Annotated in this window: 23 protein-coding genes and 3 tRNA genes; 23 read left to right on the forward strand and 3 right to left on the reverse strand. The window is 47.6% G+C overall.

Annotated features, from left to right (window positions below):
* The 20 genes from AAHF22_RS21630 (at window position 1) to hisJ (ending at window position 17,633) form a co-directional block, all read left to right on the forward strand.
* A tRNA-Phe gene (locus tag AAHF22_RS21630) sits at window positions 1-73 on the forward strand.
* 11 nt (window positions 74-84) lie between these two features.
* A tRNA-Tyr gene (locus tag AAHF22_RS21635) sits at window positions 85-169 on the forward strand.
* 10 nt (window positions 170-179) lie between these two features.
* A tRNA-Lys gene (locus tag AAHF22_RS21640) sits at window positions 180-252 on the forward strand.
* A 712-nt stretch (window positions 253-964) separates the two neighbouring features.
* Window positions 965-1,174: a hypothetical protein gene (locus tag AAHF22_RS21645; RefSeq protein ID WP_347327076.1), complete on the forward strand. Its 210-nt coding sequence runs from the start codon at window positions 965-967 to the stop codon at window positions 1,172-1,174.
* A 104-nt stretch (window positions 1,175-1,278) separates the two neighbouring features.
* Window positions 1,279-2,610 carry a PucR family transcriptional regulator gene (locus tag AAHF22_RS21650; protein WP_347327077.1) on the forward strand — a complete coding sequence of 444 codons (1,332 nt, stop codon included), beginning with the start codon at window positions 1,279-1,281 and terminating at the stop codon, window positions 2,608-2,610.
* 364 nt (window positions 2,611-2,974) lie between these two features.
* Entirely contained in the window at window positions 2,975-4,111 is a 1,137-nt protein-coding gene (locus AAHF22_RS21655) for an ABC transporter ATP-binding protein (RefSeq protein WP_347327078.1), read from the forward strand.
* Between the two features lie 222 nt (window positions 4,112-4,333).
* Complete coding sequence (gene hprK / locus AAHF22_RS21660) at window positions 4,334-5,272, forward strand: HPr(Ser) kinase/phosphatase (protein WP_347327079.1); 939 nt, start codon at window positions 4,334-4,336, stop codon at window positions 5,270-5,272.
* 14 nt (window positions 5,273-5,286) lie between these two features.
* The gene (lgt, locus tag AAHF22_RS21665; RefSeq protein WP_347327080.1) at window positions 5,287-6,315 is read left to right on the forward strand and encodes a prolipoprotein diacylglyceryl transferase; all 1,029 of its coding nucleotides are present in this window, start codon (window positions 5,287-5,289) and stop codon (window positions 6,313-6,315) included.
* A gap of 6 nt (window positions 6,316-6,321) precedes the next feature.
* Window positions 6,322-6,963: a pyrophosphatase PpaX gene (gene ppaX, locus AAHF22_RS21670; RefSeq protein WP_347327081.1), complete on the forward strand. Its 642-nt coding sequence runs from the start codon at window positions 6,322-6,324 to the stop codon at window positions 6,961-6,963.
* Entirely contained in the window at window positions 6,960-7,478 is a 519-nt protein-coding gene (locus AAHF22_RS21675; RefSeq protein WP_347327082.1) for an acyltransferase, read from the forward strand. Before ppaX ends, AAHF22_RS21675 begins: the two co-directional genes overlap by 4 nt.
* Before the next feature lie 218 nt (window positions 7,479-7,696).
* Window positions 7,697-8,905: an acyltransferase gene (locus AAHF22_RS21680; RefSeq protein ID WP_347327083.1), complete on the forward strand. Its 1,209-nt coding sequence runs from the start codon at window positions 7,697-7,699 to the stop codon at window positions 8,903-8,905.
* Between the two features lie 621 nt (window positions 8,906-9,526).
* Window positions 9,527-10,711 (forward strand): ATP phosphoribosyltransferase regulatory subunit, encoded by a 1,185-nt coding sequence (locus tag AAHF22_RS21685; protein WP_347327084.1) that lies wholly within the window; start codon window positions 9,527-9,529, stop codon window positions 10,709-10,711.
* 63 nt (window positions 10,712-10,774) lie between these two features.
* On the forward strand, window positions 10,775-11,410 hold the full coding sequence (gene hisG / locus AAHF22_RS21690) for an ATP phosphoribosyltransferase (RefSeq protein WP_347327085.1): 636 nt from the start codon (window positions 10,775-10,777) through the stop codon (window positions 11,408-11,410).
* Window positions 11,411-11,527: 117 nt separating this feature from the next.
* Window positions 11,528-12,814, forward strand: coding sequence for a histidinol dehydrogenase (hisD, locus tag AAHF22_RS21695; RefSeq protein ID WP_347327086.1), 1,287 nt, complete (start codon window positions 11,528-11,530; stop codon window positions 12,812-12,814).
* A 71-nt stretch (window positions 12,815-12,885) separates the two neighbouring features.
* A complete protein-coding gene (gene hisB / locus AAHF22_RS21700; protein WP_347327087.1) occupies window positions 12,886-13,491 on the forward strand; it encodes an imidazoleglycerol-phosphate dehydratase HisB in 606 nt (201 codons plus the stop codon).
* A gap of 3 nt (window positions 13,492-13,494) precedes the next feature.
* Entirely contained in the window at window positions 13,495-14,124 is a 630-nt protein-coding gene (gene hisH, locus AAHF22_RS21705; protein WP_347327088.1) for an imidazole glycerol phosphate synthase subunit HisH, read from the forward strand.
* Window positions 14,125-14,414: 290 nt separating this feature from the next.
* Window positions 14,415-15,146, forward strand: coding sequence for a 1-(5-phosphoribosyl)-5-[(5-phosphoribosylamino)methylideneamino]imidazole-4-carboxamide isomerase (gene hisA, locus AAHF22_RS21710; RefSeq protein WP_347327089.1), 732 nt, complete (start codon window positions 14,415-14,417; stop codon window positions 15,144-15,146).
* 27 nt (window positions 15,147-15,173) lie between these two features.
* A complete protein-coding gene (gene hisF / locus AAHF22_RS21715; RefSeq protein WP_347327090.1) occupies window positions 15,174-15,932 on the forward strand; it encodes an imidazole glycerol phosphate synthase subunit HisF in 759 nt (252 codons plus the stop codon).
* A 56-nt stretch (window positions 15,933-15,988) separates the two neighbouring features.
* Window positions 15,989-16,693: a bifunctional phosphoribosyl-AMP cyclohydrolase/phosphoribosyl-ATP diphosphatase HisIE gene (gene hisIE / locus AAHF22_RS21720; protein ID WP_347327128.1), complete on the forward strand. Its 705-nt coding sequence runs from the start codon at window positions 15,989-15,991 to the stop codon at window positions 16,691-16,693.
* Window positions 16,694-16,808: 115 nt separating this feature from the next.
* Window positions 16,809-17,633: a histidinol-phosphatase HisJ gene (gene hisJ / locus AAHF22_RS21725; RefSeq protein WP_347327091.1), complete on the forward strand. Its 825-nt coding sequence runs from the start codon at window positions 16,809-16,811 to the stop codon at window positions 17,631-17,633.
* A gap of 167 nt (window positions 17,634-17,800) precedes the next feature.
* On the opposite strand, the gene AAHF22_RS21730 is transcribed toward hisJ, so the two are convergent.
* From AAHF22_RS21730 to AAHF22_RS21740, 3 genes are all read right to left on the reverse strand, one after another.
* Window positions 17,801-19,060 carry an ABC transporter permease gene (locus tag AAHF22_RS21730; RefSeq protein ID WP_347327092.1) on the reverse strand — a complete coding sequence of 420 codons (1,260 nt, stop codon included), beginning with the start codon at window positions 19,058-19,060 and terminating at the stop codon, window positions 17,801-17,803.
* The gene (locus AAHF22_RS21735) at window positions 19,044-20,354 is read right to left on the reverse strand and encodes an HlyD family secretion protein (protein WP_347327093.1); all 1,311 of its coding nucleotides are present in this window, start codon (window positions 20,352-20,354) and stop codon (window positions 19,044-19,046) included. Before AAHF22_RS21735 ends, AAHF22_RS21730 begins: the two co-directional genes overlap by 17 nt.
* 119 nt (window positions 20,355-20,473) lie before the next feature.
* Window positions 20,474-20,998: a MarR family winged helix-turn-helix transcriptional regulator gene (locus AAHF22_RS21740; RefSeq protein ID WP_347327094.1), complete on the reverse strand. Its 525-nt coding sequence runs from the start codon at window positions 20,996-20,998 to the stop codon at window positions 20,474-20,476.
* A 298-nt stretch (window positions 20,999-21,296) separates the two neighbouring features.
* Here AAHF22_RS21740 and AAHF22_RS21745 point away from each other — a divergent pair, with 298 nt between their 5' ends.
* The 3 genes from AAHF22_RS21745 to trxB all read left to right on the forward strand — a co-directional run bounded on the left by AAHF22_RS21745 (window position 21,297) and on the right by trxB (window position 25,288).
* On the forward strand, window positions 21,297-22,244 hold the full coding sequence (locus tag AAHF22_RS21745) for a ribose-phosphate diphosphokinase (RefSeq protein ID WP_347327095.1): 948 nt from the start codon (window positions 21,297-21,299) through the stop codon (window positions 22,242-22,244).
* Between the two features lie 178 nt (window positions 22,245-22,422).
* Window positions 22,423-24,153 carry a tetratricopeptide repeat protein gene (locus AAHF22_RS21750; protein ID WP_347327096.1) on the forward strand — a complete coding sequence of 577 codons (1,731 nt, stop codon included), beginning with the start codon at window positions 22,423-22,425 and terminating at the stop codon, window positions 24,151-24,153.
* A 181-nt stretch (window positions 24,154-24,334) separates the two neighbouring features.
* The gene (gene trxB / locus AAHF22_RS21755; protein WP_347327097.1) at window positions 24,335-25,288 is read left to right on the forward strand and encodes a thioredoxin-disulfide reductase; all 954 of its coding nucleotides are present in this window, start codon (window positions 24,335-24,337) and stop codon (window positions 25,286-25,288) included.
* Window positions 25,289-25,511: the final 223 nt, after the last annotated feature.

Here is a 25,511-nt window from a genome sequence, read left to right on the forward strand (position 1 = left end):
GGCTCGGTAGCTCAGTCGGTAGAGCAGAGGACTGAAAATCCTCGTGTCGGCGGTTCGATTCCGTCCCGAGCCATCTTTTATTGTGGAGGCTTAGCGAAGTGGCCAAACGCAGCAGACTGTAAATCTGTTCTCTCCGAGTTCGGTGGTTCGAATCCATCAGCCTCCACCAGTTTTATTTTGAGCCATTAGCTCAGTTGGTAGAGCACCTGACTTTTAATCAGGGTGTCGAAGGTTCGAGTCCTTCATGGCTCATCACATCAAAGCATCTTGCCTTAGGGCAGGGTGCTTTTTTTGTTATACGTAGTTACATATTGGAGTTATCCCTTTTGAATGGTAGTATGGTGTCAGGGGGGCATCAGGATTAAAAATTTGCATCTTTAGCTGTCCTTATCGGTTGATTATCAATCGGTTGATTACCAGTTAGATGGGTCTTGAGTTATTGTAGCGGTTGAATAGGTCTTAAGTTATTTTACTAAGGGCGTGTACGCAAACTATTTGGCTGGGATATACACCAGGCTAGGATAAACACCATGCTGGGATAAACATCACTTTGGGAAAGAAGAAGGGGAAAGGCTCCGGTCTCGCACGGAAGTTTATCGATTAGGAGTAAATCCCCAAAAAATAGTAAAACAATATGAAAAGAGCGCAAGAAACCATATGAGCAACTGCATGTTAAGTCATCCGATTAGAGCATTGCACCATAGGATGATCGAATTTGGTAGTGAAAGGATATGTATGATGGATATTAACGAGTTGCGTCAGAGTATTGAGCAGATTATGGGAATCATGATTCGTGAACATCATATGAGTGAAGAAGAGTGGGAGGGTATCCATGCTGCTCATAATGCCGAAGATTCATCGCAAAGAAAGATACAGATCAATCCAGAGCAGGTCAATAAGAAATTAATACCACGATCTGAACCACTACATGAGAATAATGCTGCACCACTATATGAGAGTAATAATGAAAGAAATAGTAGTGAAAGAAACAGTAGTGAGAGAAACAGTAGTGAGAGAAACAGTAGTGAAAGAAACAGTAGTGAAAGAAACAGTAGTGAAAGAAACCATAACGAAAGAAACAATAATGAGAAAAACAATGAGAAAAACAATGATGAAGAAAATGAGCATACTGGTCATTCTTCACGCGAACAAGCATCTAAACCAATATCTATAAAACCACTAGCCAAGCTATCAACTAAAAAACAAACCTTGAGTGAAACAGAATCGAGCAAGCAGGGATTAACAAAGCAAGTCATATCAGGAAATACATTAGGGAATATGAGCGTAAGGGAAACGTTGGGACAAGCTGAGTCGTCAGCCGAATGGCCTACCATAATGCACGATCAAGTGATGATTCCAGTATGGCAAGGGAATGGTAGGGTAGTCGTATGGGAACCGTCTATTCCTGTAGCTTTATCCTCCTCTTCATTTTCATCTACTGAATATTCATCTACTGGATCTTCATCTGCTGAATATTTGTCTGTTGTATCTTCACCTGAATATGACTCTTCGATAGATCATTCTTTGAATGAGCATGCAGATCCTATCGAAGTTGCACACGATAGAGGGATTGGTGAAGAAGAGCTTTACCGTCTTTATCAATTGCTGGAGTTATTATTGCCATCGGTGACCGGGATGCAGCCGATTGTGATGGCGACTCCGGTATCGGGACCAGAGCAGGAAGCTAGAGAGCTGGGACAATGGCTTGTACGGCAGCTGAGTTTACGCAGTCTATCGTCAGATATACCAGAGGACATGGCGATTCGACGCCGACTGCATCGAGCGATGGTACCGTTTGTATTGCTGGCGGATAGTTTGCCGTCAGGCACACTTCATCCGAAACAACTGGGTAAGCTGTTATCGAGCTATTTTGACCGGACGGTGCTATTGATTCCATTGCAGGAAAACGAATGGCTGATTTTGGCTAATCACGGTTTGATTGAGGATGAAGATCATGGGGAGCAACAGCAGCTTGTCTCCTCCAGCAAATCGCGACACTCTTCTATAGAAGAAAAGAGTAGTAAATCATCCCGAACGAGCGGTAGTCACCATAGCAAAGAGGCACGTGAGTCTAGTCGCGATAGCTGGGATGGTAACGGAGAGGGCGAGGATACAGAGGAAGATTTGCTGACAGCGTTTGCGCTTGGTCTGCATGAGCTTGTTGCCAGCGAATGGGTCGGTAGCTTCCATATTAGTGTAGGGTTGCCATTACACCCTCTGCACGAATTGGCGCAGACAGTGAGCCAGTTGCGCGAAACGATTCATTTAGGTCGGTTGTTCCATGTGACCGAGCATATCCATTTACCGTGGGAGTTGCGGCTGGAAAGTTTGCTGTACCGTATACCGGAAGAAGAGCGTCTTCGCTTTGTAGAGGCGGCTGATCGGTACGCTCAGTTATTCGATGATGCGGAGACGGTAGCTACGCTGGAAACCTTTTTCAAAATGGATTGCAATGTGAGTGAAACGGCCAAGCAATTGTATATCCACCGTAATACATTGCTATACCGGTTAGATCGGATCAAACAGGATACGCAATTGGATGTACGGCGATTTGAAGATGCGGTGCTTATGCGTCTGACACTGCTATTGTATAAAGTAACAAAAAGCTAAAACTTTTTTTGTATAGTTTGTCGATAGAGTTCGCAAGCAGATTAGGGTAAGATAGAAACAGATCAAGAAACCGGTTACAAAACAGTGCATATCGCGCTGCTAGGTAATATCGATCTAACATCCATATTCGGCTATATGATGGCTGAATTTACAAGTTTTGGACATGTTGAATCGAGCCGGTCGTTCTGTCTATGACATCTGCTTGCAAGCTTCCTATCATTCCTCGCTGAATGAACAGGTACATAATCGGTAGCGAAATGGGCAACCGGAGCAGTCAGATGACAAGCGTGATGGTCCCAATGAATAGGTGCTTTACCGTGATGAATGAAACAAACCACATTTATATTCAGGGAGGTTTTTTATTATGGCAGGTGTACGCTTAGAGCATATTTTCAAAAAATATCCGGGTTCTGACAAAGCAACAGTAGTTGATGTCAACCTCGACATTAAAGATAAAGAGTTTCTCGTTCTGGTAGGTCCATCCGGTTGTGGTAAATCCACAACACTGCGTATGATCGCAGGTCTGGAAGAAATCTCCGAAGGTAAACTGTACATCGGCGATCGCGTCGTGAATGACGTAGCTCCAAAAGACCGCGATATCGCGATGGTGTTCCAGTCCTACGCCCTGTATCCACACATGGATGTATACTCGAACATGGCATTTGGTCTGAAACTGCGTAAAGTGAAAAAAGACGAAATCGACAAACGCGTTCGCGAAGCAGCGAAGATCCTCGACATCGAGCATTTGCTGGATCGTAAACCAAAAGCACTTTCCGGTGGTCAGCGTCAGCGTGTTGCCCTCGGTCGTGCGATTGTCCGTGATCCACAAGTCTTCCTGATGGATGAGCCGCTGTCCAACTTGGATGCGAAACTGCGCGGTCAGATGCGTGCGGAAATTACAAAACTGGCTAAACGTTTGCAAACTACTGTTATCTACGTAACGCATGATCAGATCGAAGCCATGACAATGGGCGATCGGATCGTCGTTATGAAAGATGGTATTATTCAGCAAGCTGCTTCTCCAGAAGAGCTGTACAACCACCCACGTAACATGTTCGTAGCGGGCTTTATCGGTTCCCCTACAATGAACTTTATCCGTGGTACACTGTCTGAGAAAAACGGCGGTACTGTATTCTCCGCAACAGGTTTGGAACTGAGCTTGCCTGGCGGTAAAGCACAGGTACTGAAAGATCAAGGTTACAGCGGTAAAGAAGTGATTCTGGGTGTTCGTCCTGAGGATATCCACGAAGAACCAGTATTCCTGGAAGCTTCTCCGAACAGTGTGTTCACTGCTAAAGTGGACGTATCTGAGAACCTCGGTCACGAAACATTGCTATACCTGAGCGGTATTAGCTCTGACACCGTTATCGCACGTGTAGACGGCCGTTCGACTACACGCGACAACGCTACAGTAACGATGGCTATCGACATGAACAAAGTTCATATCTTCGATCCAGCATCGGAAGATAACCTGTTCTACGCAGAGCCTGCAACTGTATAATCCACTTGTATGTAAAGCCTGCTGTATCTGGCCGTGTGCCAGAACAGCAGGCTTTTTTGATAGGTGCTCGTATAGAGCAGGTTTCTTTCCAGTAGGATAAAGGCGTTATAATTGATTTTATAGGCGTATTCCATTACCATTGGTACATTGGGAGCAATATGTATAGCAATTCAGACTTACCCGATCAAGACAAGTGACCTACTCAGGGAAAGGAAGAATAGAATGGCCAAACATGTTAAAGTTTCGGAATTAGTACAAATGTTCCAACTTGAAGTAGTATCCGGGGGACTTGGATTAAAACGAAACATTACCGTAGATGATCTGAACCGTCCCGGTCTGGAGATGGCAGGTTATTTTGAGTATTACCCGACAGAACGTGTACAAATTCTAGGTCGTACCGAGCTTGCATTTTTCCAGATGCTCACGCATGAGGAGAAGGCAGAGCGGATGGGCAAAATATGTGATGAAGCAACACCATGTATTGTAGTTACGCGAGGCTTGGAAGTGCCGGAAGAGCTAATCGAAGCAAGTGATTTGCACGGATTGCCTGTATTGCGCAGCAATCTAGCGACAACGATTCTGTCCAGCCGGATTACGAACTTCCTGGAGAAAAAGCTTGCGCCTACCGCAACGATTCATGGTGTGCTGGTGGACATTTACGGCGTAGGGATGCTGATCACAGGTAGCAGCGGTATCGGTAAAAGTGAAACCGCTCTGGAACTCGTCAAACGTGGACATCGTCTGATTGCCGATGATGCGGTTGAAATTCGTCAAACGTCAGACAATCAGCTGCACGGTACAGCGCCTGAGCTGATTCGTCATCTGCTCGAAATTCGCGGCGTTGGTATTATTAACGTGATGACGCTGTTTGGTGCCGGTGCGATTCGTAATAACAAACGGATTACGCTTGTGGTGCGTCTGGAAGCATGGCAGCAGGACAAGCAATATGATCGCATTGGTCTGGATGAGGAAACGACGAAGATTATCGATACCGATGTACCTCTCGTTACGATTCCAGTACGACCAGGTCGAAATCTGGCCGTTATTATTGAAGTAGCAGCGATGAATTTCCGTCTGAAGCGGATGGGTTATAACGCCGCTCTCCAATTCACGCATAAATTGACCGAGACCATTGCTGAAGATCTCGATGAAATGGATTAAGGAGAGGGTAAGGAATGGGGACATCACTAATTAATCCGATCGCTTTTTCGCTTGGACCGCTTCAAGTTCACTGGTATGGTCTGATTTTGGGTCTGGGTGCATTAATGGGCTTGCTGCTTATTATTCGCGAGGGACGACGTTATGGTATTCCGCAGGAGTTTTTTATGGATCTGCTCCTGTTCGGCGTACCGTCGGCGATTATCGCAGCACGGATCTATTATGTCGCTTTCCGTTGGCCAGATTACAAAAATAATTGGGTCGATGTGTTCAAAATATGGAACGGTGGTATTGCGATCTATGGCGCGCTGATCGGCGCGATTATTTGTGCGGTCATTTACACACGCTATAAAGGATATAATTTCTGGCGTATCGCGGATATTTGTGGGCCTGGTTTGCTGATTGGTCAGGCGATTGGGCGCTGGGGGAACTTTGTGAATCAAGAAGCCTATGGTGGGCCGACCGATGAAGCATTCCTGCGCGGTAATTTGCATCTGCCAGACTTTATCGTCAATCAGATGAATGTGAATGGTGTATACCATCATCCAACCTTCCTGTATGAGTCGGTGTGGAATCTGGTCGGAATACTGGTGCTGATGTTTTTCCGCCGCCGTCATTTTGTACGTGCGGGTGAGATTTTTATGGGCTATTTTATCTGGTACGGGATCGGTCGATTCTTTATTGAAGCGCTGCGTACCGATAGTCTGACTTTTGACGGCCCCGCATGGCTCGTTTCGATCGTGAATAGTCTGTGGTCGCCAATGACCTGGTTTGGATTCCAGCAAGGTGCGATTGAGCCAGGCTACGGTAATATTCGCGTATCTCAGCTGTTGTCGCTGGTGCTGATCATTGTGGCGATCATCTTTATTATCGTTCGTCGCAAAACGAAAACAAATCTGGAGCATTATAGCGATCCGATCGTTTCCACTCGTATAGCTGGTAGTGAGCATGTATCTGATCATCACGATCATACTGCACCTCATGCAGGTCATGCGAAAACGGAAGCGGATCATCCGGAAAAGCCTCAGGTGGAACGTAAGGAGTAGTGAAGGATGATAGATACGATTTTGTTCGATCTGGACGGCACGATCGTGGATACGAATGAACTGATTATCGCTTCTTTTATGCATGTGATGAATCATTCGCTCACACGTGAACAGATCATTCCACATATGGGTACAACATTGGAGCAGCAGCTCCGCACCTTTTCCGGGCAGGAGGATGTAGTGCCGCTCGTAAAGGCGTATCGCGAATACAATTCGCTTCATCATGATGAGATGGTGGCGCCTTTTCCAGAAGTAAATGAAGTGCTCGCTCGCTTACAAGCGCAAGGCATTAAGCTTGGCGTAGTGACGACCAAAATTCGCGCAACGACAACGCGTGTACTCGGTCTATTCGACCTTGCCCGGTATATGCAAGTTATTGTTACACTGGACGATGTAGAGCATCCGAAACCTCATGCGGAGCCGATTCGTAAAGCGCTGGCAGCGCTCGGTTCCGATCCCGAACGCACACTGATGGTTGGGGATAGTCCGGCGGATTTGAAGTCGGCAGCAGCGGCAGGTGTGCAATCTGCTGCGGTAGCATGGTCGCTTAAAGGTGAACAGGAGCTAGCTCAGTATGAGCCTACTTTTGTCATTCATCGTATGAGTGATCTGTACAATCTGGTGCTTGCTGATCCGGTTGATCGATGAGAAATCTGGAGCGCTATCCTGTCAAAGGCAAACGTAATGCGCTACGGCAAATTTACAGCACGGTCAGTCCGTGGAAAGGTGTACGCAACTTTATCATTATTCAACTCGCCCGGTATTGTCCCATCCTCGGTTTGAAAAATTGGATGTATCGTCATCTGCTGCGTATGCAGGTAGGTTCGGATACGGCGTTTGGGCTAATGGTCATGGTGGATGTGTTTTTTCCAGAGCGTATTCGGATTGGGGAAAACTCGGTCATTGGCTACAATACGACGATTTTGGCACACGAGTATTTAATTCGGGAATACCGGCTCGGGGATGTGATCATTGGCGATGAAGTGATGATTGGAGCTAACTGTACGATTTTGCCAGGGATTACGATTGGTGATGGAGCGGTCGTTGCCGCAGGTTCGGTTGTGCATCGGGATGTGGCGGCAGGCAGTTTTGTCGGTGGCAATCCACTGCGAGTCATTGCTGAAACGATCGTTACAACGGAACCCGATGACGAAAAAAAGTAGTCAGAATGATGACACATGGGTAATGAAGCATACTATAGATATTATGTATATCGACGATCGGCAGCACTGGCTGGAAAAGTGATTTTTCAGCCAGCAGATTGTCGGACTGACATTATTGTGGCACAAGTTGCATCAGCTCTCTATGGGAAGAAACAAGCCTCGGGAAGATAGGGTAATGATCGGTTGTGCCATTATAGATGTAAGGGGATGTTTGGATCGTGGATCGACTACAAAAGGAGCGGCTTCCACAACTCGATTTTTTTCGTGCGTTAGCGATCATTGGCGTATTACATGTGCATGCTACATCCGATGCGACGATTGATGCTGTCGATACGTCTATTTATTATGTGTTTAATTTTTTGAATTTGATGTTCAAGTATGGTACACCTGCTTTTATTTTTTTGAGCAGTTTTGTGCTGTTTTATAATTATTTTGATCGTCCGTTAACAGGCAAGCTGATTTCGAGTTTTTATAAAAAGCGGATTTTGTATATTTTGTTGCCGTACATTTTGATTTCGGCATTGTATTTATTTTATAAGTTATATACACGTGGGCTGCTGGGTGAGCCTATCCTGTTATTGTTGCGTGACTATGTGGATGCGATATTTAGTGGCACTGCATGGACGCATCTTTATTTTGTGTTTATTAGCGTTCAATTTTATATTTTGTTCCCCTTGATGCTGGTGCTGCTGAAAAACTATCGCTGGATGGCACGCTGGGCGATTGTCATCGGTCTGATTGTGGAGTGGGCCTGGGTAGTTGGGAACAAATATGAATTTCAGTATGCCAATAAGGGCAGTATTGCCTTTTCATATTTTGCCTATTATATGTTGGGGGCATTTGTAGCGATTTATTTCCAGCCGTTCCGACAATGGGTGATGACACGTTGGAAAGATATGGATGGCCGTATGAAGTGGATCACAGCCGTATTATGGACAGGCTGGCTCGTTACAGGTTTGCTGTATGTTCAAATCTGGTACCATTCACGTATGACCGATCGCTGGATGGATTCACTCTGGTATGAACTGATGTGGAATGTATACACCATGCTATCCTGTCTCGTACTATTCCAGGCGGCATTTATCGTAAATCGTATCGCACCGAAAATACTGTTGTCTGTATTGCGGCGACTGGGTGAATTGTCGTTTGCGATTTATTTGGTACATCCATTCGTTTTAGCGTATTATCGCGATACCAAGTCATGGTTTACACTGGGACCACTGGCTTACTTTATATGGGTATATAGTGGACTGATCATTGCGCTTATACTGTCTGCGTTACTCGTACAATTTCTATTCCGCCGCTTTTCGTATTCGTGGGTACTGCTGGGCAGCATTCCATATTCGCTATCCGAGCGTCATCGCAAACGGAAATTGCAGCGTAAGCAGCGCCAACAGCCGAAAGTGGTGCAACGTACAATGCCCTAGTCTATTTGTGTACGTTGCAGGCAAATCGTGAGAAGGTATACGCACATAGCATATGCTGGTACATATGTGTTGCAACCACAAATAGAGTACATGGCAATCGATAACGACATCATGAGGTGCAATGTGCACTGACTGGAGCAAGCCCTGATATTCTCATGGAGAAATATCAGGGCTTGTTTTTATAAGGTGGTGTTGAGGATAATCATTTGTGAAGAGTGAAGAGTGAAGAGTGAAGAGTGAAGAGTGAAGAGTGAAGAGTGAAGAGTGAAGAGTGAAGAGTGAAGAGTGAAGAGTGAAGAGTGAAGAGTGAAGAGTGAAGCGATAGACGATGTAAACGGGAACAGGATTCCGGTCATGAGAAGGCGAATTTATTATAGTGATACGATTGTGGTAGGAGTTAAAAGTGTAAGGAAATGGATACGACCAGATTTGTTGTTTTCGTATAGAGCGTACATAGGAATACGAGTAGCGACTGAATTGACGATGCTGGGCGGGTTATGATAAGATATCCAATATCCTTTACTTTATTAGCAAAGTACCACTTTAATGTGTTAAAATATAAAACGTAAAACATGATGAATGTAAACCGTGAAATTTATAATCCAGTCAGAGGTGAACGTCTTGTCTAAGCCGAAAGGATTTGAAAAGCCGATTGGGGTGCGTGATTATTTACCGCACGTCGTATCGAAATTGCGTTATATCGAACGAAACGTTATTGATTGCATGTCTCGCTGGGGATATCGGCAAATTATTACGCCAACTCTTGAATATTACGATACGGTCGGTGTGGCAAGCTCCACCTCCGATAGCAAGTTATATAAAATGCTGAACAATCGCGGAACGACGATGGTGCTGCGTTCCGACATGACCACACCGATCGCGCGTGTAATGGGTTCTCTGCTTCAGCAGGAGACATTGCCTGTACGCCTTGCGTATCATGCGAATGTGTTCCGCTCGATCGAAGAGGAAGCAGGACGCGAGGCGGAATTTTTCCAAACCGGTGCTGAGCTGGTCGGTGTGGATTCACCAGAAGGTGATGCGGAAGTGATTGCGCTGGCGATTGCTTCACTACAAGCAGCAGGTGTACAAAATTTCCAAATTTCTCTCGGTCATGTGGGATTCCTGAGTGGACTGCTGGATGAAGCTTTACCGGAGCAATCCGACAAGCAGGAAGCGCTTAAAGATCGCTTGCTGAATCGTGACTTTGTCGGTTTCCGTGAGCAGCTGACCAGCTTCAATCTGTCAGCCGAGCAACGTCAGGAGCTGGAAGGACTGCTTCGATTGCGCGGTGCGCAGGATATTTGTGAGCAGGCATTGGAAATTAGCAGCAATCCACAGGCAGCTGAGGCGATTCGTCATCTTTGCAAAGTGTGGGAAGTGCTGGAGGCGTATGGTATGTCCCAGTATGTGATGATCGATCTGACGATGATTGGTAATTTCTCGTACTATACAGGGATGGTATTTGAAGGGTATGCTGCTGAACTGGGATCTCCGGTATGCAGTGGCGGTCGTTACGACAATCTGCTAGCACAGTTTGGACGACCACTGGCGGCAACTGGATTTGCACTGAAAACGAATCGTATTTTGGATGGTGTACAATTGCCTGTGCCAGAGCAGCCACAGCCGGTATTGATCGTTTACGATGAATCCAGCCGACATGAAGCGTTTGCGAGAGCGGCAGCGCTGCGCGGCGAAGGATATATGGTTGTGACCGAGTATGAAGCTACGGCTGATGAGGTTGAAACAGCGCGTATCGGCTATGGAGAAATCATTCGTTTTACTGGCGGCAAGCCAGTGCTGGGCTAAATCACTCCAGCCTGTAGACACTATGCCATCAGGCAAAAATTAGAACAGGGAGATGCGTACCTGATGAGCCAGATTTTAAAAGTAGCGATGCCCAAAGGGCGTATTTATAAAAAAGCAGCCGAGCTATTTCGTGAAGCAGGCATTCCGATTCCGACGGATGTGGATGAGTCACGTAAGCTGATCGTAGAGCTGCCTGAGCTTGGAATGGAATTTATCCTCGCCAAGCCGGTCGATGTGCCGATCTATGTTGAGCACGGTGTAGCGGATATCGGTATCGTTGGCAAAGATGTATTAATGGAAGAAAATCGCGACGTTTACGAGTTGCTTGACCTCGGTATTGCACGGTGCCGGATGTCGGTGATTGGGTTGCCAGACTGGCAGCCAGGGATTCGACAACGTGTGGCGACCAAGTATCCGAATGTCGCTTCACAATATTTCCGTGAGCGCGGGCAGCAGGTAGAAGTGATCAAGCTGAACGGCTCTATCGAGCTGGCGCCGATGATTGGGCTAGCCGATCGTATCGTCGATATGGTCGAAACCGGACAAACGTTGCGTGAAAATGGACTGGTCGAGATGGAGGAACTATTCGGTATTACTAGTCGCCTGATCGCAAACCGAGTCAGCTACCGGATGAAAAATGAAGAAATTCAGCAGTTATGTGATACATTGCAAAAGGTAATCGTACAGCCTTCGCTATAAGTAGATGAATCCAACTGTATTATGGATGTATGCTGGAACCAATAAGAAACGATTGATTCATACACATGTAGAACAGCAATATCATTATAGAGCGGACGGAGTAAAGGAGAGATTAGCTTGAAAATCGTAGCTGCACAGGATTTTGATCTGCGCCGTGAGGTGGAGTACGGTTCACCAGAACAAAATGCCGCTGTAAAGCAAATCGTTCAGGATATTAAAAATGAAGGCGATCCAGCTTTGCTTCGTTATACGGCACAGTTCGATCGCACCGAGCTGACGACCGAGCATCTTCGTGTTACTGAGGAGGAGCTTCAGGCTGCGTATGCACATGTCGAGCCTTCGTTTATTGAAGCCATTACAGGGGCGGCACACAATATTCGTCAATTCCACCAGAAGCAAAAGCGTAATTCATGGATGGATCTACAGCCAGATGGTAGTCTGCTTGGACAGATTATTCGACCGCTCAAGCGAGTTGGCGTATATGTACCAGGTGGTAAAGCTGCCTATCCGTCCTCCGTCCTGATGAATGTCATTCCTGCTCAAGTTGCGGGTGTACCGGAAATCGTCATGGTAACCCCCCCTGCAACAGGCGGAAGTGAAGGGATTGATCCGTATATTCTGGTGACAGCTGCCGAAGCTGGTGTAACGGAAATTTACCGTATTGGTGGCGCGCAAGCGATTGCTGCACTTGCCTATGGCACAGAAACGATTGAGCCAGTTGATAAAATTTGCGGCCCGGGCAATATCTATGTTGCACTTGCCAAGCGTGAAGTGTACGGTATCGTCGATATCGACAGTATTGCAGGTCCAAGTGAGATCGTCGTACTGGCGGATGAGCAGGCGAATCCTGCTTATGTTGCTGCTGATCTGCTGTCACAGGCAGAGCATGATGAGATGGCTTCAGCCATTCTCGTTACGGATTCTCGCGAGCTGGCAGATCGTGTGTCTGCTGAAGTACAGCGTCAGCTGGAAACTTTACCAAGACGCGATATTGCCGCTGCTTCGGTAGAAAGCTATGGTGCGGTTATTCTGACCGAAACATTGGATGAGGGCATTTCAGTGGTGAATCGACTTGCTCCAGAGCATCTGGAAATTATGGTGGAGCAGCCGATGAACATTCTCGGTCGGATCGAAAACGCGGGTGCGATCTTCCTCGGTCCGTATAGTTCAGAGCCGGTAGGTGATTATTTTGCTGGCCCTAACCATATTATTCCGACAAACGGGACGGCACGATTCTCGTCACCGGTCGATGTGGACGATTTTATTAAAAAATCAAGCATGATCTACTATAGCAAAGAAGCCTTACTTGCTAACGGCAAGACGATTATGGAGCTGGCGCGTCATGAAGGATTGGAAGGTCATGCGCGTGCCATTGAGATTCGGCTGGAGCAGGAAGGCAGCTAACGCCATCGCAGTGGAAGCTAACCTACGTCCTACTGGGACATCTATTATAAATAAGCTGGGGGAGTAGCCTGATGACAACGGAAAATGAACAAGTACGCCGCGCGGAAATTAGTCGCAAAACGAACGAAACGAATATTCAGCTCGCTTTACAGGTAGATGGTACAGGACAGGCAGAAATCGAGACGGATGTGCCGTTTTTGAATCATATGCTGGATCTGTTTACCAAGCACGGGCATTTTGATCTGAATGTGAAGGCGCAGGGAGATATCGAGATCGATGATCACCATACGGTGGAAGATATCGGAATCTGTCTTGGACAAACACTGCGTGAAGCGCTCGGAGACAAGCGTGGTATTAAGCGTTATGCCAATGTGTTCATTCCGATGGATGAGGCACTCGCTCAGGTTGTAATTGATGTGAGCAATCGTCCGCATTTTGAATACCGTGCGGAATATCCATCTGCGCAAGTCGGTAGTTTTCAAGTGGAGCTAGTGCATGAGTTTCTGTGGAAACTGGCACTGGAAGCGCGTATTACGCTACATGTAATCGTACATTACGGCAAAAATACACACCATATGATCGAAGCGGTCTTCAAAGCGCTTGGACGTGCGATTGATGAAGCGACGTCGATCGATCCGCGTGTGACAGGAGTACCTTCGACGAAGGGAGTGCTGTAGAGCATGGCGATTGCAATTGTGGACTATGGCATTGGCAATTTGCACAGTGTCAGCAAAGCGATTGAGCGTTTGGGCTATAAATATAGCATCACTGGCGACCGGGAGGAAATTTTGGCGGCAGAAGGTGTGATTTTGCCCGGCGTAGGTGCATTTGGTGATGCGATGAACCATATTCGTGAAGGCGGTATGGATCATATCGTGCACGAAGTGGCAGACAGCGGCAAGCCGCTGCTCGGTATTTGTCTCGGGATGCAGCTATTATTCACTGAAGGCGAGGAATACGGTACGCATCAGGGATTGGATATTTTACCCGGCCGTGTTGTACGCTTTGCCGAAGGGGATTACAAGGTGCCGCATATGGGCTGGAACCAGTTAGAATACAAGCAGCCAGAGCATGCGCTCGTGCGTGATCTGTATGGGGGTCATACGTACTTTGTGCATTCGTATCATGTGTTGCCAGAACACCAGGATGATCTGATCGCGGTGACCGAGTATGGCGGTCAGCAGGTGACCGCGATTGTTGGACGCAATAATGTGTATGGCATGCAGTTTCACCCGGAAAAGAGCGGCGAGCTGGGCAAGCTGCTATTGCGCAATTTCCTCGCTCTCTGTGTAGGCGAACGGGTGAAGTAATAAAGCTGGTAAAGTAATAAAACTAGCAAATTAATAGAATCGGTAAAGTAACGAATAACATAGTGAATGGATCAACTAAATAAAATAAAATGTATCGATATCTGGATACGTTTCAATCTTGCATGCTAATAGTTAGGTAATCTTTGTGTTCGATATGGCTGTTGTGTTCGATATGGCTGGATAGCTGTGCATCATGGATTCACGCCATATTATAGTTGTTATTCAAACTCGTACTTGAAGCGGTCAGAGTGCAGCATAAGCCTGTTCCGCATATATAAGGGGGAAGCACGTTGTCTTCGTTTACAATCTATCCGGCAATTGATATCCGTGGTGGTCGCTGTGTGCGTCTGATCCAGGGTGATTATAATCAGGAAACCGTCTATAACGATGATCCGGTAGCGGTAGCAAAAGGCTTTGTAGAGCAGGGTGCACAGTTTGTGCATCTGGTCGATCTGGATGGAGCGAAGGCGGGGCATCCGGTCAATCATGAACTGATCGGACGTATCGCTAGCAGCGTACAGGTGCCGGTTCAGTTAGGTGGCGGACTACGTACACTGGCGGATGTGGAGCAATTGATCGGTCTTGGCGTAAGCCGCCTTATTATCGGTACAGCGGCAATTGAGGATCGTGCATTTACCGAAGCGGTGCTTGGTACGTATGGTGACCGTGTGGCGATCGGTATTGATGCACGCAATGGTTATGTCGCTACGCGCGGCTGGCTGGAAACGTCTGAAGTCAAAGCAGAAGAGTTAGCTAAAGAACTGGCTGCCAAAGGAGCCGAGACGTTCATTTTTACCGATATTTCGCGTGATGGTATGATGCAGGGACCGAATATTGAAGCGATCGCTTCGATTGCAAAAGCATCCGGCCAAGGCGTGATCGCTTCTGGCGGCGTAACGGTGCTGGACGATCTGATCCGTCTGGCAGAGCGTCAGTCCGAAGGCATTAGCGGTGCGATCGTAGGTAAAGCAATCTATACTGGCAAAATCGATCTACAGGAAGCACTACTCAAGGTGCGTTAATGATCCAGCAGGAGAGGAGGAGCATTCATGCTTGCAAAGCGAATTATTCCGTGTCTGGATGTGAAAGAAGGTCGCGTCGTTAAAGGCGTAAACTTCGTCAATCTGCGCGATGCCGGTGATCCGGTAGAACTGGCGGCCATTTATGATCGTGAAGGTGCGGACGAACTCATATTTCTCGATATTTCGGCATCGGTGGAAGGACGCGAAACGATGGTTGAAGTCGTAAGGCGTACCGCCGAAGAAATTTCGATTCCATTTACAGTCGGTGGAGGAATCTCCTCCGTGGACGATATGAAAAAGATTCTTCGCGCGGGTGCGGACAAAATCGGCATTAACACGGCAGCCGTGCTCAATCCGCAACTGATCAATGACGGCGCGCAGCGCTTTGGCGCGCAATGTATCGTCGTTGCGATCGATGCGCGTTTTAATGAAGAATGGGGCGAGTGGGAAGTGTACACACATGGTGGACGCAAATCGACAGGCATTAAGGCGCTGGACTGGGTAAAAGAGGTGGAGCAGCGCGGTGCAGGTGAGATTTTGCTCACCAGTATGGATGCGGACGGTACGAAAGACGGATTCGATCTGCCGCTGACACGTGCGGTATGTGAGGCGGTACGTATTCCGGTGATCGCTTCCGGTGGAGCAGGTTTGTCTCAGCATTTCCTCGATGTGTTTGAGCAGACAGGAGCCGATGCAGGACTGGCAGCGACCATTTTTCATTACAAAGAAATCTCGATTCCGGCATTGAAAACCGAGCTGCGCTCGGGAGGGGTGGAGATTCGCTAATGAGTGAAGCAAACCGTTATAATAGAACGAATGATCTTGCTACGTTTCAAACGGAGATGTTGCACCAAGCTCATTCATGGACTGAACTGGTCGCTGCAATCAAATGGGATCGCGATGGACTCGTCCCTGCGATTGTGCAGGATGCATCCAGCCGACTCGTACTGATGATGGCGTATATGAATGAAGAATCGCTGCGTCGCTCGTTGGAGTCGGGAGAGACGTGGTTTTGGAGCCGTTCGCGTCAGGAGTTCTGGCATAAAGGCGGTACATCCGGCAATACACAGCGGATAACGTCGCTATATTATGATTGTGATGGAGACACACTGCTCGTATTGGTAGAGGCGAATGGGCCTGCCTGCCATACGGGACGACTAAGCTGCTTTTATAATGAGGTGAATGAAGTGGACAATAAGCCAACCTTTGCATCTTCCGAACATCAGACACCATCCACAGCATCGAACGATCGGTTTGCCATTTTGAGCGAACTGGAGCAAATGATTGCTGAGCGTGATGCCGAGCGTCCGGAAGGCGCATATACCACGTATTTGTTTGAAAAAGGGATCGATAAAATTTTGAAAAAAGTCGGCGAAGAAACCGCCGAAACGATCATCGCTGCCAAAAATGGTGACAATGATGAACTGCGTTATGAAGTGAGCGATCTGATCTATCATTTGCTCGTATTGCTACAGGAACGCAACCTGCCACTGGATGATGTGCTGGCCGAGCTGGATCGTCGTCATGAGCGTCCGCGTAAAGATTAATCGAGCGGTATAGTTGAAAGAACGAAAGAACGTAAGAACGTAAGAACGAAATAGCGTAAGAGCGATATCTGTAACGGTATTTCATAGCTACAATGAATACGAAGGAGCGAGTGGTATGCGAATTGATTATCATACCCATCATGTACGCTGCGGTCATGCGGTAGGTGAGCTGGAGGAATATGTACAGCGCGGAATCGAGATCGGTTTGGATCAACTGGGCCTGTCCGATCATTTACCGCTGATCCATGTCGATCCGGCTACATACTATCCGGAGATGGCGATGCCGATGGATGAACTACCTCGTTATGTGGAGGAAGCTCTCTATCTCCAGCAAAAGTACAGCGATCGCATCGCCATTCGGGTTGGACTGGAAGCGGATTATATCGAAGGCTATGAAGAGACGATTGAGCAGATCATTACGCAATATCCTTTTGATTATGTGATCGGTTCGGTGCATTTTCTAGGTGAATGGGATATTTCGGATTATCGGCAGACCGATGGCTGGAACGGTCGGGATGTGCTGGATGTGTATCGTCAGTATTATGAGGCGATGCAAAAAGCAGCAGCGACCGGATTGTATGATATTGCCGGGCATCTGGATGTGATCAAGCGTTTTGGTTATGTACCGCCTGCCGAGCAGGATGGTGAGCGTGAGGCGCTGGAGGATGCAGCACTGCGGGCTGTGCAGCAGGCCGGTATGACGATGGAACTGAATGCGTCCGGTCTGTACAAAGCCTGTGCAGAGATTTTCCCGGCGCGCCGGATGGTAGAACAGGCGATTGCACTCGGTATTCCACTGACGCTCGGTTCGGATGCGCATGATCCACTGAAGCTAAGCGATGGGCTGGATCAAGCGCGTGCACTGCTGACAGAGCTTGGCGTGGAACAGATTGCGACGTTTGCGAATCGTCAGCGTGCGATGGTTCCGCTAAACGGATAAGACGGTTTTTAAGATTGGCTGGATATCGGTCATAACTGTATATCGTTGATCGTTGTCATCCATAATGAAAATAAGATAGCCCCTGATCCGCAATGCATGCGGCAGGGGCTATTTGGTATATGAGAAATAGACGTATTAGAAATTGATATATGAGAAATTGGCTATATTTACTTCGGTGTACCGGGTTGATTTTTCGTAAGACTCACTTTGATCGGTGCCGATTCAGAAGGTACGGTTTCCGACGTGATCACTTTTGTCGTCGTATCAATCGAATCGGTATGGATATTCCCATCCCGCTCGGCTTTGCGAATTTTACGCATTTCATTGAGCATGAGCAGGAAAATAACGACCAGGAAGCTGGTAATCAGAATGAGGAAACCGCCCAGCTCCTGTCCGAAGTAATGCAGATCGCCGCCACGGAAGCCAAGTCCGCGCAGGAATTTGAAATGCCACGACAATGGCAGCACATGGCTGACCTGTTGCAAAATCGGTGGTAGCAAGGCAACTGGAATTTGCGCACCGCTCAAAATAAACGATGGCAGCAAGATCATTGTAATCCGTCCAGCTGCTTTGGCTGGGCTGCTTGCACTCCAGCCTACGAGCATACAGAGCAGCGATAGCGAGACCGTGTACATTAGGAATGGAATCCATAGCTGGAATACATTCGCTTCAAAGCGCAGTCCGCCAACTTGTTTCAGACAGCCCATCACGACATACATCGAAATCGTAGCGATTATCGCATACGGTACGACACGCAGCACCAGGCTGAGTGGACGGCGTAATGCTTCTGCCAGCAAACCTTGTTCACGCAGACGCGGAACGATGGTCAGCGTAGCGCCACCCAGAATCGACAGAAATACCGTATTCACGAAACCGATAACCGAACTCATCAGCGTATTATTCGTTGGATTGTACAGCAGACGTGTCTGCAAGCTGAGTCCGGTCGTAAAGTTGGCCGCCTGTGCCGAGCTAACACCCATCGCTACCAGTTTGCCTGCTGCTGTGCTGGCATTTTCGGTATTGATGACTTCAGTCACGCCGTTACGCAGGTATGTCGTTGCTGTAGCCAGCGCCGTATCGACATATAGACCGATATTCGTCTGTCCGCCCTGTGTATGGGCTTTTTCCAAACCTGCTGGCAAGTAGATCACACCGAAGTATTCTTCATTGTACAGGAAGCTATTCGGCTCCATGTAGTTGTAGGTAATGTATTTCACGTCGATATACTGATCTGCATCCAGCTTTTCGATCAATTGCTGGCTGTAGGCGCTATGATCCATATCGACAACAGCGACCGGAGCCTCGTTCAGCTGGTTGTTTTTGAACACAAAGCCGAAGGCCGCAGAAATAATCAGCGGCGCAATCAGCATAATCCAAATAAACTTCCCTTGCAGAATCAGTTTAAATTCATCAATTATTGCTTTCATTGGTCGGAACCTCCACCGTCATTCCCGGCAGCAGGTCAGATGTACGGTTCACATCGACACGCACGATAAATGAAGTCGTATCTGCCTGTCCTTTTTCACGGCTCATACGCAGTGCAGCATATTGTGGTGCGGAAGTGATATAACGAACCGTACCTTGAACATTTTTGCCAAGCGATACGATGTTGGAATCCACTTTCGCGCCAGCCTGGAAGCTCTTAATATTTTCTTCGCCTACATACAGATCATAGTACAGTTTGCCTGTTTCGATCATCACCACTGGCGTACCGGCAGAAACGTTTTCGCCTGCTTTGGGTACTACACGAGTCACTTTACCGTCAGCCGATGCAGTCAGCACGCGACGGCTCTTTTGTACAAGCAGATTGTCCATATTGATTTGCAGTGCTTGCTTTTGCTTTTTGAGCAATTCGATATTGTATTGACCATTTTTGATATCTTCTTGACCTTGATCAATTTGTTTCAGTGCTTGCTGTGCTTGTTCGACTTGAACATGTGCCGCCTGGCGATCTTCAGCAGTTGCACCATTTTGCAGCTTTTCCAGTGCGGTTTCTTGCGCGCGTACCTGGTTACCGGCAACTTCAACCTGCTTCTGCGCGCTCACTAGTTGATCTTGCGTGCTTTGCAGCTGTTTTTGCGCAGTGTTCAGCGCGTTTTGTGCCGTATCCAGACTTGCCTGTGTGCCGAGTCCATTATCGAACAGTGATTTGGCACGGTCATAGCTCGTTTGTGCAAAATCGACATTTTGCTGTGCCGTAGCGACTGCCGTTTGTGCAGCGTTCACACCATTGTTAGCTACTTCAACGGATTTTTTGGCGGAGTCGACAGCGATTTCCTGACTTTGAATATCTTCTGGACGTGCGCCAGTCAGCACTTTTTGTTCTGCGACTTGAGCAGCCTGTACGCTCAATTGTGCGCTTGCTTTTTGCTCGGCCAGCTTGTGTGATTGACTCGTCAGCTGACTTTGCGTCTGGTTAATCTGTACATCTAGCTGAGACATTTGTTCTTTAACGGTCTGAATTTGCAGGTTGATGTCCTGTGTATCCAGTGTCATGAGCACCTGTCCCTTTTTCACATGGTCTTCTTCCTTTACCTTAACGGAAGTGACTTTACCGGATTGCCCTTCAAAGGAGCTGTTCACGGTATCAATGGTCAGCACGCCTTCCTTTTTCATGGCAGCCATCGAAACAGCATCCTTGCCGTGCATTGCCAGCAACGTACCTCCTACGCCCAGCGCAACGATCAGAACGATGATTGGAATTAATTTTACGATTTTCACTTTGGTTTGCTCTCCTGTCTCTAGGGAAATCTAATTTAAATGTAAGCTAAAAATGAAGACGTTAGCCGGCGAATAGTTCGGAGCCGTACTATTAGAGCGCAAAAAACGTCTATTGTACTTTATGATTCGGTGTGGTTCGATTCAATACCTGAACGAATCTTGTACAGCAATTGCTTGAGCACTTCACGTTCATCCGTTGTTAAATGGTTCATCACACCAGCCAATTGTGTCGCATATTGCGGTAAAATCTGGCGTACAACCGCTTCGCCTTCTTCGGTTAAATGAATGGCAGTCATCCGGCGATCCTGTTGCGAGCCGCGGCGAATAAAGCCATCTTTTTCAAGACCATTGATCAGTCCGGTCATCGTGGAGCGAGTCACACCAGCCGATTTTGCCATTTCGGACGGCAGCAGCGGCTTTTTGAGCAGCATGAGCGAGATCAAAATGCGAATCTTGCCCGGCGACAGCCCATTTTCCGTAAGTAGAGGCGATACTTCGTGATACAGCTCATGGGAAGTACGAATAAGCAAAAAAGAAGTGAGCATGCAGTCCACATCGATTTGCGGAAACAGCGGTGCTAGATTTTTAAGCCGATCCAGATCCTTGAGGTGCTTTACCATTTCCGACGGTTCAAATTGGGACATGATCTTCACCTTTCTCTAACGTTCTTAATGGAAATATTGTACGGCGCCTAACTACTTGCCGTCAAGAGGAAAAGTATGAATATTTCAACATAATACAAAAGAAAGCGCCACCATCCGACAAAATTTTCTTTGGCTCCACCTAAAGAGCGACAAATGCCTGATTATGCCTTCATTTTGGACGATCGATTAGAAGAACAATTGCAGATTGAAGCAGAATTGTCTTTGCTATCGTTACGCGGCGATATACAATATTTAAAACAGGGTCAAGTAAGCTCGCCATCTAAACTCAGGAGGAATTATGAAAGAACATATGCGAATTTTCTCCGGCTCATCCAGTCCGGAGCTGGCAACGACGATCGCCGAACGTCTTGGTGTCACACTGGGCAAAATTAAACTGTCCCAGTTTAAAAGTGGTGAAACGTATGTACATTATGAAGAAACGATTCGAAATATGGACGTTTTTCTCGTACAATCCTTATCTCACCCGATCAATGAGCTGTTTGTTGAACTGCTTGTGATGATCGACGCAGCCAAGCGCGCATCTGCACGCACGATCAATATTATTGTTCCGTATTATGGATATGCACGTCAGGAACGCAAATCTGCACCAAGAGAGCCTATTTCTGCAAAAATGGTAGCCGATGTACTGACTACAGTTGGCGCAGACAGGGTAATTACTATTGATCTACACGCATCTGCTATTCAGGGCTTCTTTAATATTCCGGTTGACCATCTCACTGCACTCGATCTGATTAGTGGCTATTTACGTAACCAATCGATTGAAGATGCAGTCGTTGTATCACCGGATGCTGGACGCGCTTACATGGCTGAAAAGCTAGCTAATCGTCTGGATTCCCCCTTTGCCATGATGATCAAAAAGCGCCCGGCGCATAATCAATCGGTCATCACTCATGTGATCGGCGATGTGGAAGGTAAAACGCCGATTATTATCGAGGACCTGATCGACACAGGCACGACGATTGTCAATGTCGTTGAAAGCCTGAAAGAGCGTGGCGCTCATGACGCAATCGTTTGCGCAACGCACGGACTATTTTCTGGTGAGGCGCTGAAACGATTGGATCATCCTGCGATTCGCGAGCTGGTGGTGACAGATTCAATCAGTCTTCCATCCTTAAGACCGGATCGCTTGACCGTGCTGTCTGTAGCCCCAATGCTTGCCCATGCGGTACGCATTATTGTGGAGGGTGGTTCGATTGCCACTATGTTTAGCGACGCCGGTATCTAACATCTGCAACGTACATCACGGGTGAGTAGCAGAGCTGGACAAAGGTCGATACGCCTTTAGTCAGTGCCGCTATTGTGGTATACTAAACGGTGCTAGTTACAGGTAACACAGCTCACCTGCTGCACCGAAGCATGGAATAGCAGGTGTGTGAAGTGATAGAAGGAGGTGCCTTGATCCGGTGAATGATTATAAGCGGAAGACGGAAGAGGCGGAACGTAAAGTCATCAGACTACAAATGGATGCCAATTTCTTTTTTGAACGAGCTGTCCGCTCATTAGACCGTTATCGTTATGACAAGGCATTGACCTATTTTCAAAAGGCGGTCGAATACGAGCCTGAAAATCCGGTCAATCATTGCAATCTGGCTGGCATTTTGTCCGAAATGGGCCAATATGATGCATCGAATGAAGTGCTGCAACATATTATGGGACACGTCGATCCGATGATGAGTGAATGTCATTTTTATATGGCAAACAATTATGCGAATATAGAGCAATTTGCGGAGGCTGAGCGCGAGCTGCTTATTTATATGGAAAAAGATGCAAATGGTGCGTTCATCGCTGAGGCGAATGAAATGCTGGACGTGGTGCAGCATGAGCGTGCACGAACGGGAGCACCTCGTCTTGGACTGCCGGACACGAACGAAGAAGCCCCATTGGAACCGCGTGAACAAGGACGGCTATTGCTGGAAGAAGGCGATGTAGAGGCAGCCTGTGATTTGCTGCAACAGGCGCTTGTGAATGAGCCGGATGATGATGCCGCGCGCAACAATCTGGTGGTCGCACTCTATCATCTCGGAAAGCTGGAGCAGGCGGCGTTTGAAGTCGAGGAGTTGCTGCGCCGCGAGCCGCACAATCTGCATGGGCTTTGTAATCAGGCGCTAATTTTGCAGCAAATGGGTCAGCATAGTCTTTTATTACAGCAGATTAGCATATTGCGTCGTATACATCCGATGCATCAGGAACATTTGCTCAAGCTGGCGATTACACTCGCTATGCTCGGTCAGCATGAGGCGGCCTATATCCATTTTGCCCGTCTTATTCGACAGCATGGTGAAAACGCACAACAGGAAATTTATCATTATGCTGCCGTAGCGGCATGCTATGTGGGTAAATATGATCAGAGCGTGCAATGGTGGCGGCGTATATTGCGGCTGGATAGTGAAGCTGAAGTGCCTGCCTTTTATATCGCTCATCTGGAAAAGATTAGAAACGGACAGCTTCAGCCTTCGTATCGTTATGCACTGCCTTATGTGGATGCAGCGGATGCACGATCCTATAGCGCCGAGCGTGTTTCGGAGCCGAGCATGGCAAACGATAGCGAAGCTCAATTGTTGCTTGTGCTGCGTCAGGGAACCGAGCAGCAGCAGCTGCAAGCCCTTCAGACGTATACGCTGGAAGGTAGCGCTGAACTACATCGTGCTTTGCGCGAATATGCGGCTGCTCCGCAAACGTCAGCGCCGCTCAAGCTGGCAGCAGAACGTTTATTACGTCAATGGATATTCGTACACAGGCTAGCGGATGATCGTCTGATCGATGATCTGGAATCGGCGCGTTCCAGTTTGCCGATCTGGGAGGAGCGCTGGCAGCATGTACTGGATATGTTCCGGTTACATTCTCCCATGTATCAGCAGGCAAGTTTTCGCCATGATGTGGAGGCGCTCTGGTTGGAGTTTATCAAGCGTTCTTATCCGGAGTTGCCGCGTTTACAACAACCAGAAGGCTGGGCAGCTGCATTGGAATATTTAATTGCCCGTTTATTTCGTCAGCCGCTCACATATGCAGAAGTAGCCGAGCGATATGACAGTACCATTTCCAGTGTAAGCCGATACGCACGTCGAATCAGTCGCCTCTGTCATATGCAAAGTAAAGTGCAGCGCAGTCTGACAAAAAGCAATCAAGGCTCATAGAGCCAAGCGTAGCGGTGTACAGCAGATTTATTTATAAAAGGGATATACAAAGATTGAACGAATACAGTATGGATAGTCAGACAGACGTTATAGCTTAACGATAAATCAGTCTGCTACCTATGATGTGAGCGATGAATACGATCAACCTATGTGCCATTTCATAAGGAGGTTTCTTATCATTATGTACAAATCAATCATTATCGGAACAGGACCTGCGGGACTGACTGCCGCGATCTATCTAGCGCGTGCCAATATGCAACCACTCATTATCGAAGGTTTGCAACCAGGGGGACAGCTTACGACAACGACGGAGGTTGAAAACTTCCCTGGCTTTACCGATGGTATTATGGGTCCTGAACTAATGGACAATATGCGTAAGCAAGCGGAGCGCTTTGGCGCTGAGTTCAAATCCGGCTGGGTCGAGCAAATCGATCTGTCCAAACGTCCATTCAAAATTAAAGTCGAAGGTGGCGGCGAGCTGGAAGCCGAATCGGTTATCATTTCTACCGGGGCATCTGCACGCTATCTCGGCATTCCGGGTGAGCAGGACAATGTAGGTCGTGGTGTGAGTACATGTGCAACCTGTGACGGCTTCTTTTTCCGTAACAAAAAGCTGATCGTTGTGGGTGGCGGCGACTCTGCTATGGAGGAAGCGAGCTTTCTGACTCGTTTTGCAACTGAAGTCACGGTGGTCAACCGCCGCGAAGAGCTACGTGCTTCCAAAATCATGCAGGATCGTGCGCGTGACAACGAGAAGATCAAGTGGGCGCTTAACCGTAAGCCGCTTGAAGTTGTGGCAGGCGATAACGGTGTGAAAGGCTTGAAAGTGCTCAACAATGAAACCGGACAGGAAGAACTGGTAGAAGCGGACGGCGTGTTCGTAGCGATCGGACATACGCCAAATACCGGCTTCCTGCAAGGACAGATCACGACGGACGATCATGGCTACATCGTGGTCACACCGGGTACAACAGAAACGAATATCCCTGGTGTCTTCGCCTGCGGTGATGTTCAGGATACGCGCTATCGTCAGGCGATTACTGCGGCAGGTAGCGGCTGTATGGCAGCGATGGACGCTGAGAAATACCTGGAAGGTCACATGGTGCATGACTGGAGCGAAGCGCTGGATAAATAAGCAATCGTTCATATAAAAAGGAGCCGTATCGGCTCCTTTTTTGCTTGGAAGGCGCAAGACAACAGACCCGCGGGTTTCGCTTGACCAGATGGTGCGGTTCGCTTATAGTTGGATACGAACGTTTTCATTGCCTCAGCGCGTAGTTTGACTTTGTCTTTTCCTAAATAAGGCGTTGCTGGAACAGGCAATCCTCGTATTTCTTCACCATAAATTTTGTGTATAG

This window comes from Paenibacillus wenxiniae (genome assembly GCF_039822605.1).
Lineage (GTDB): Bacteria > Bacillota > Bacilli > Paenibacillales > Paenibacillaceae > Saccharibacillus > Saccharibacillus wenxiniae.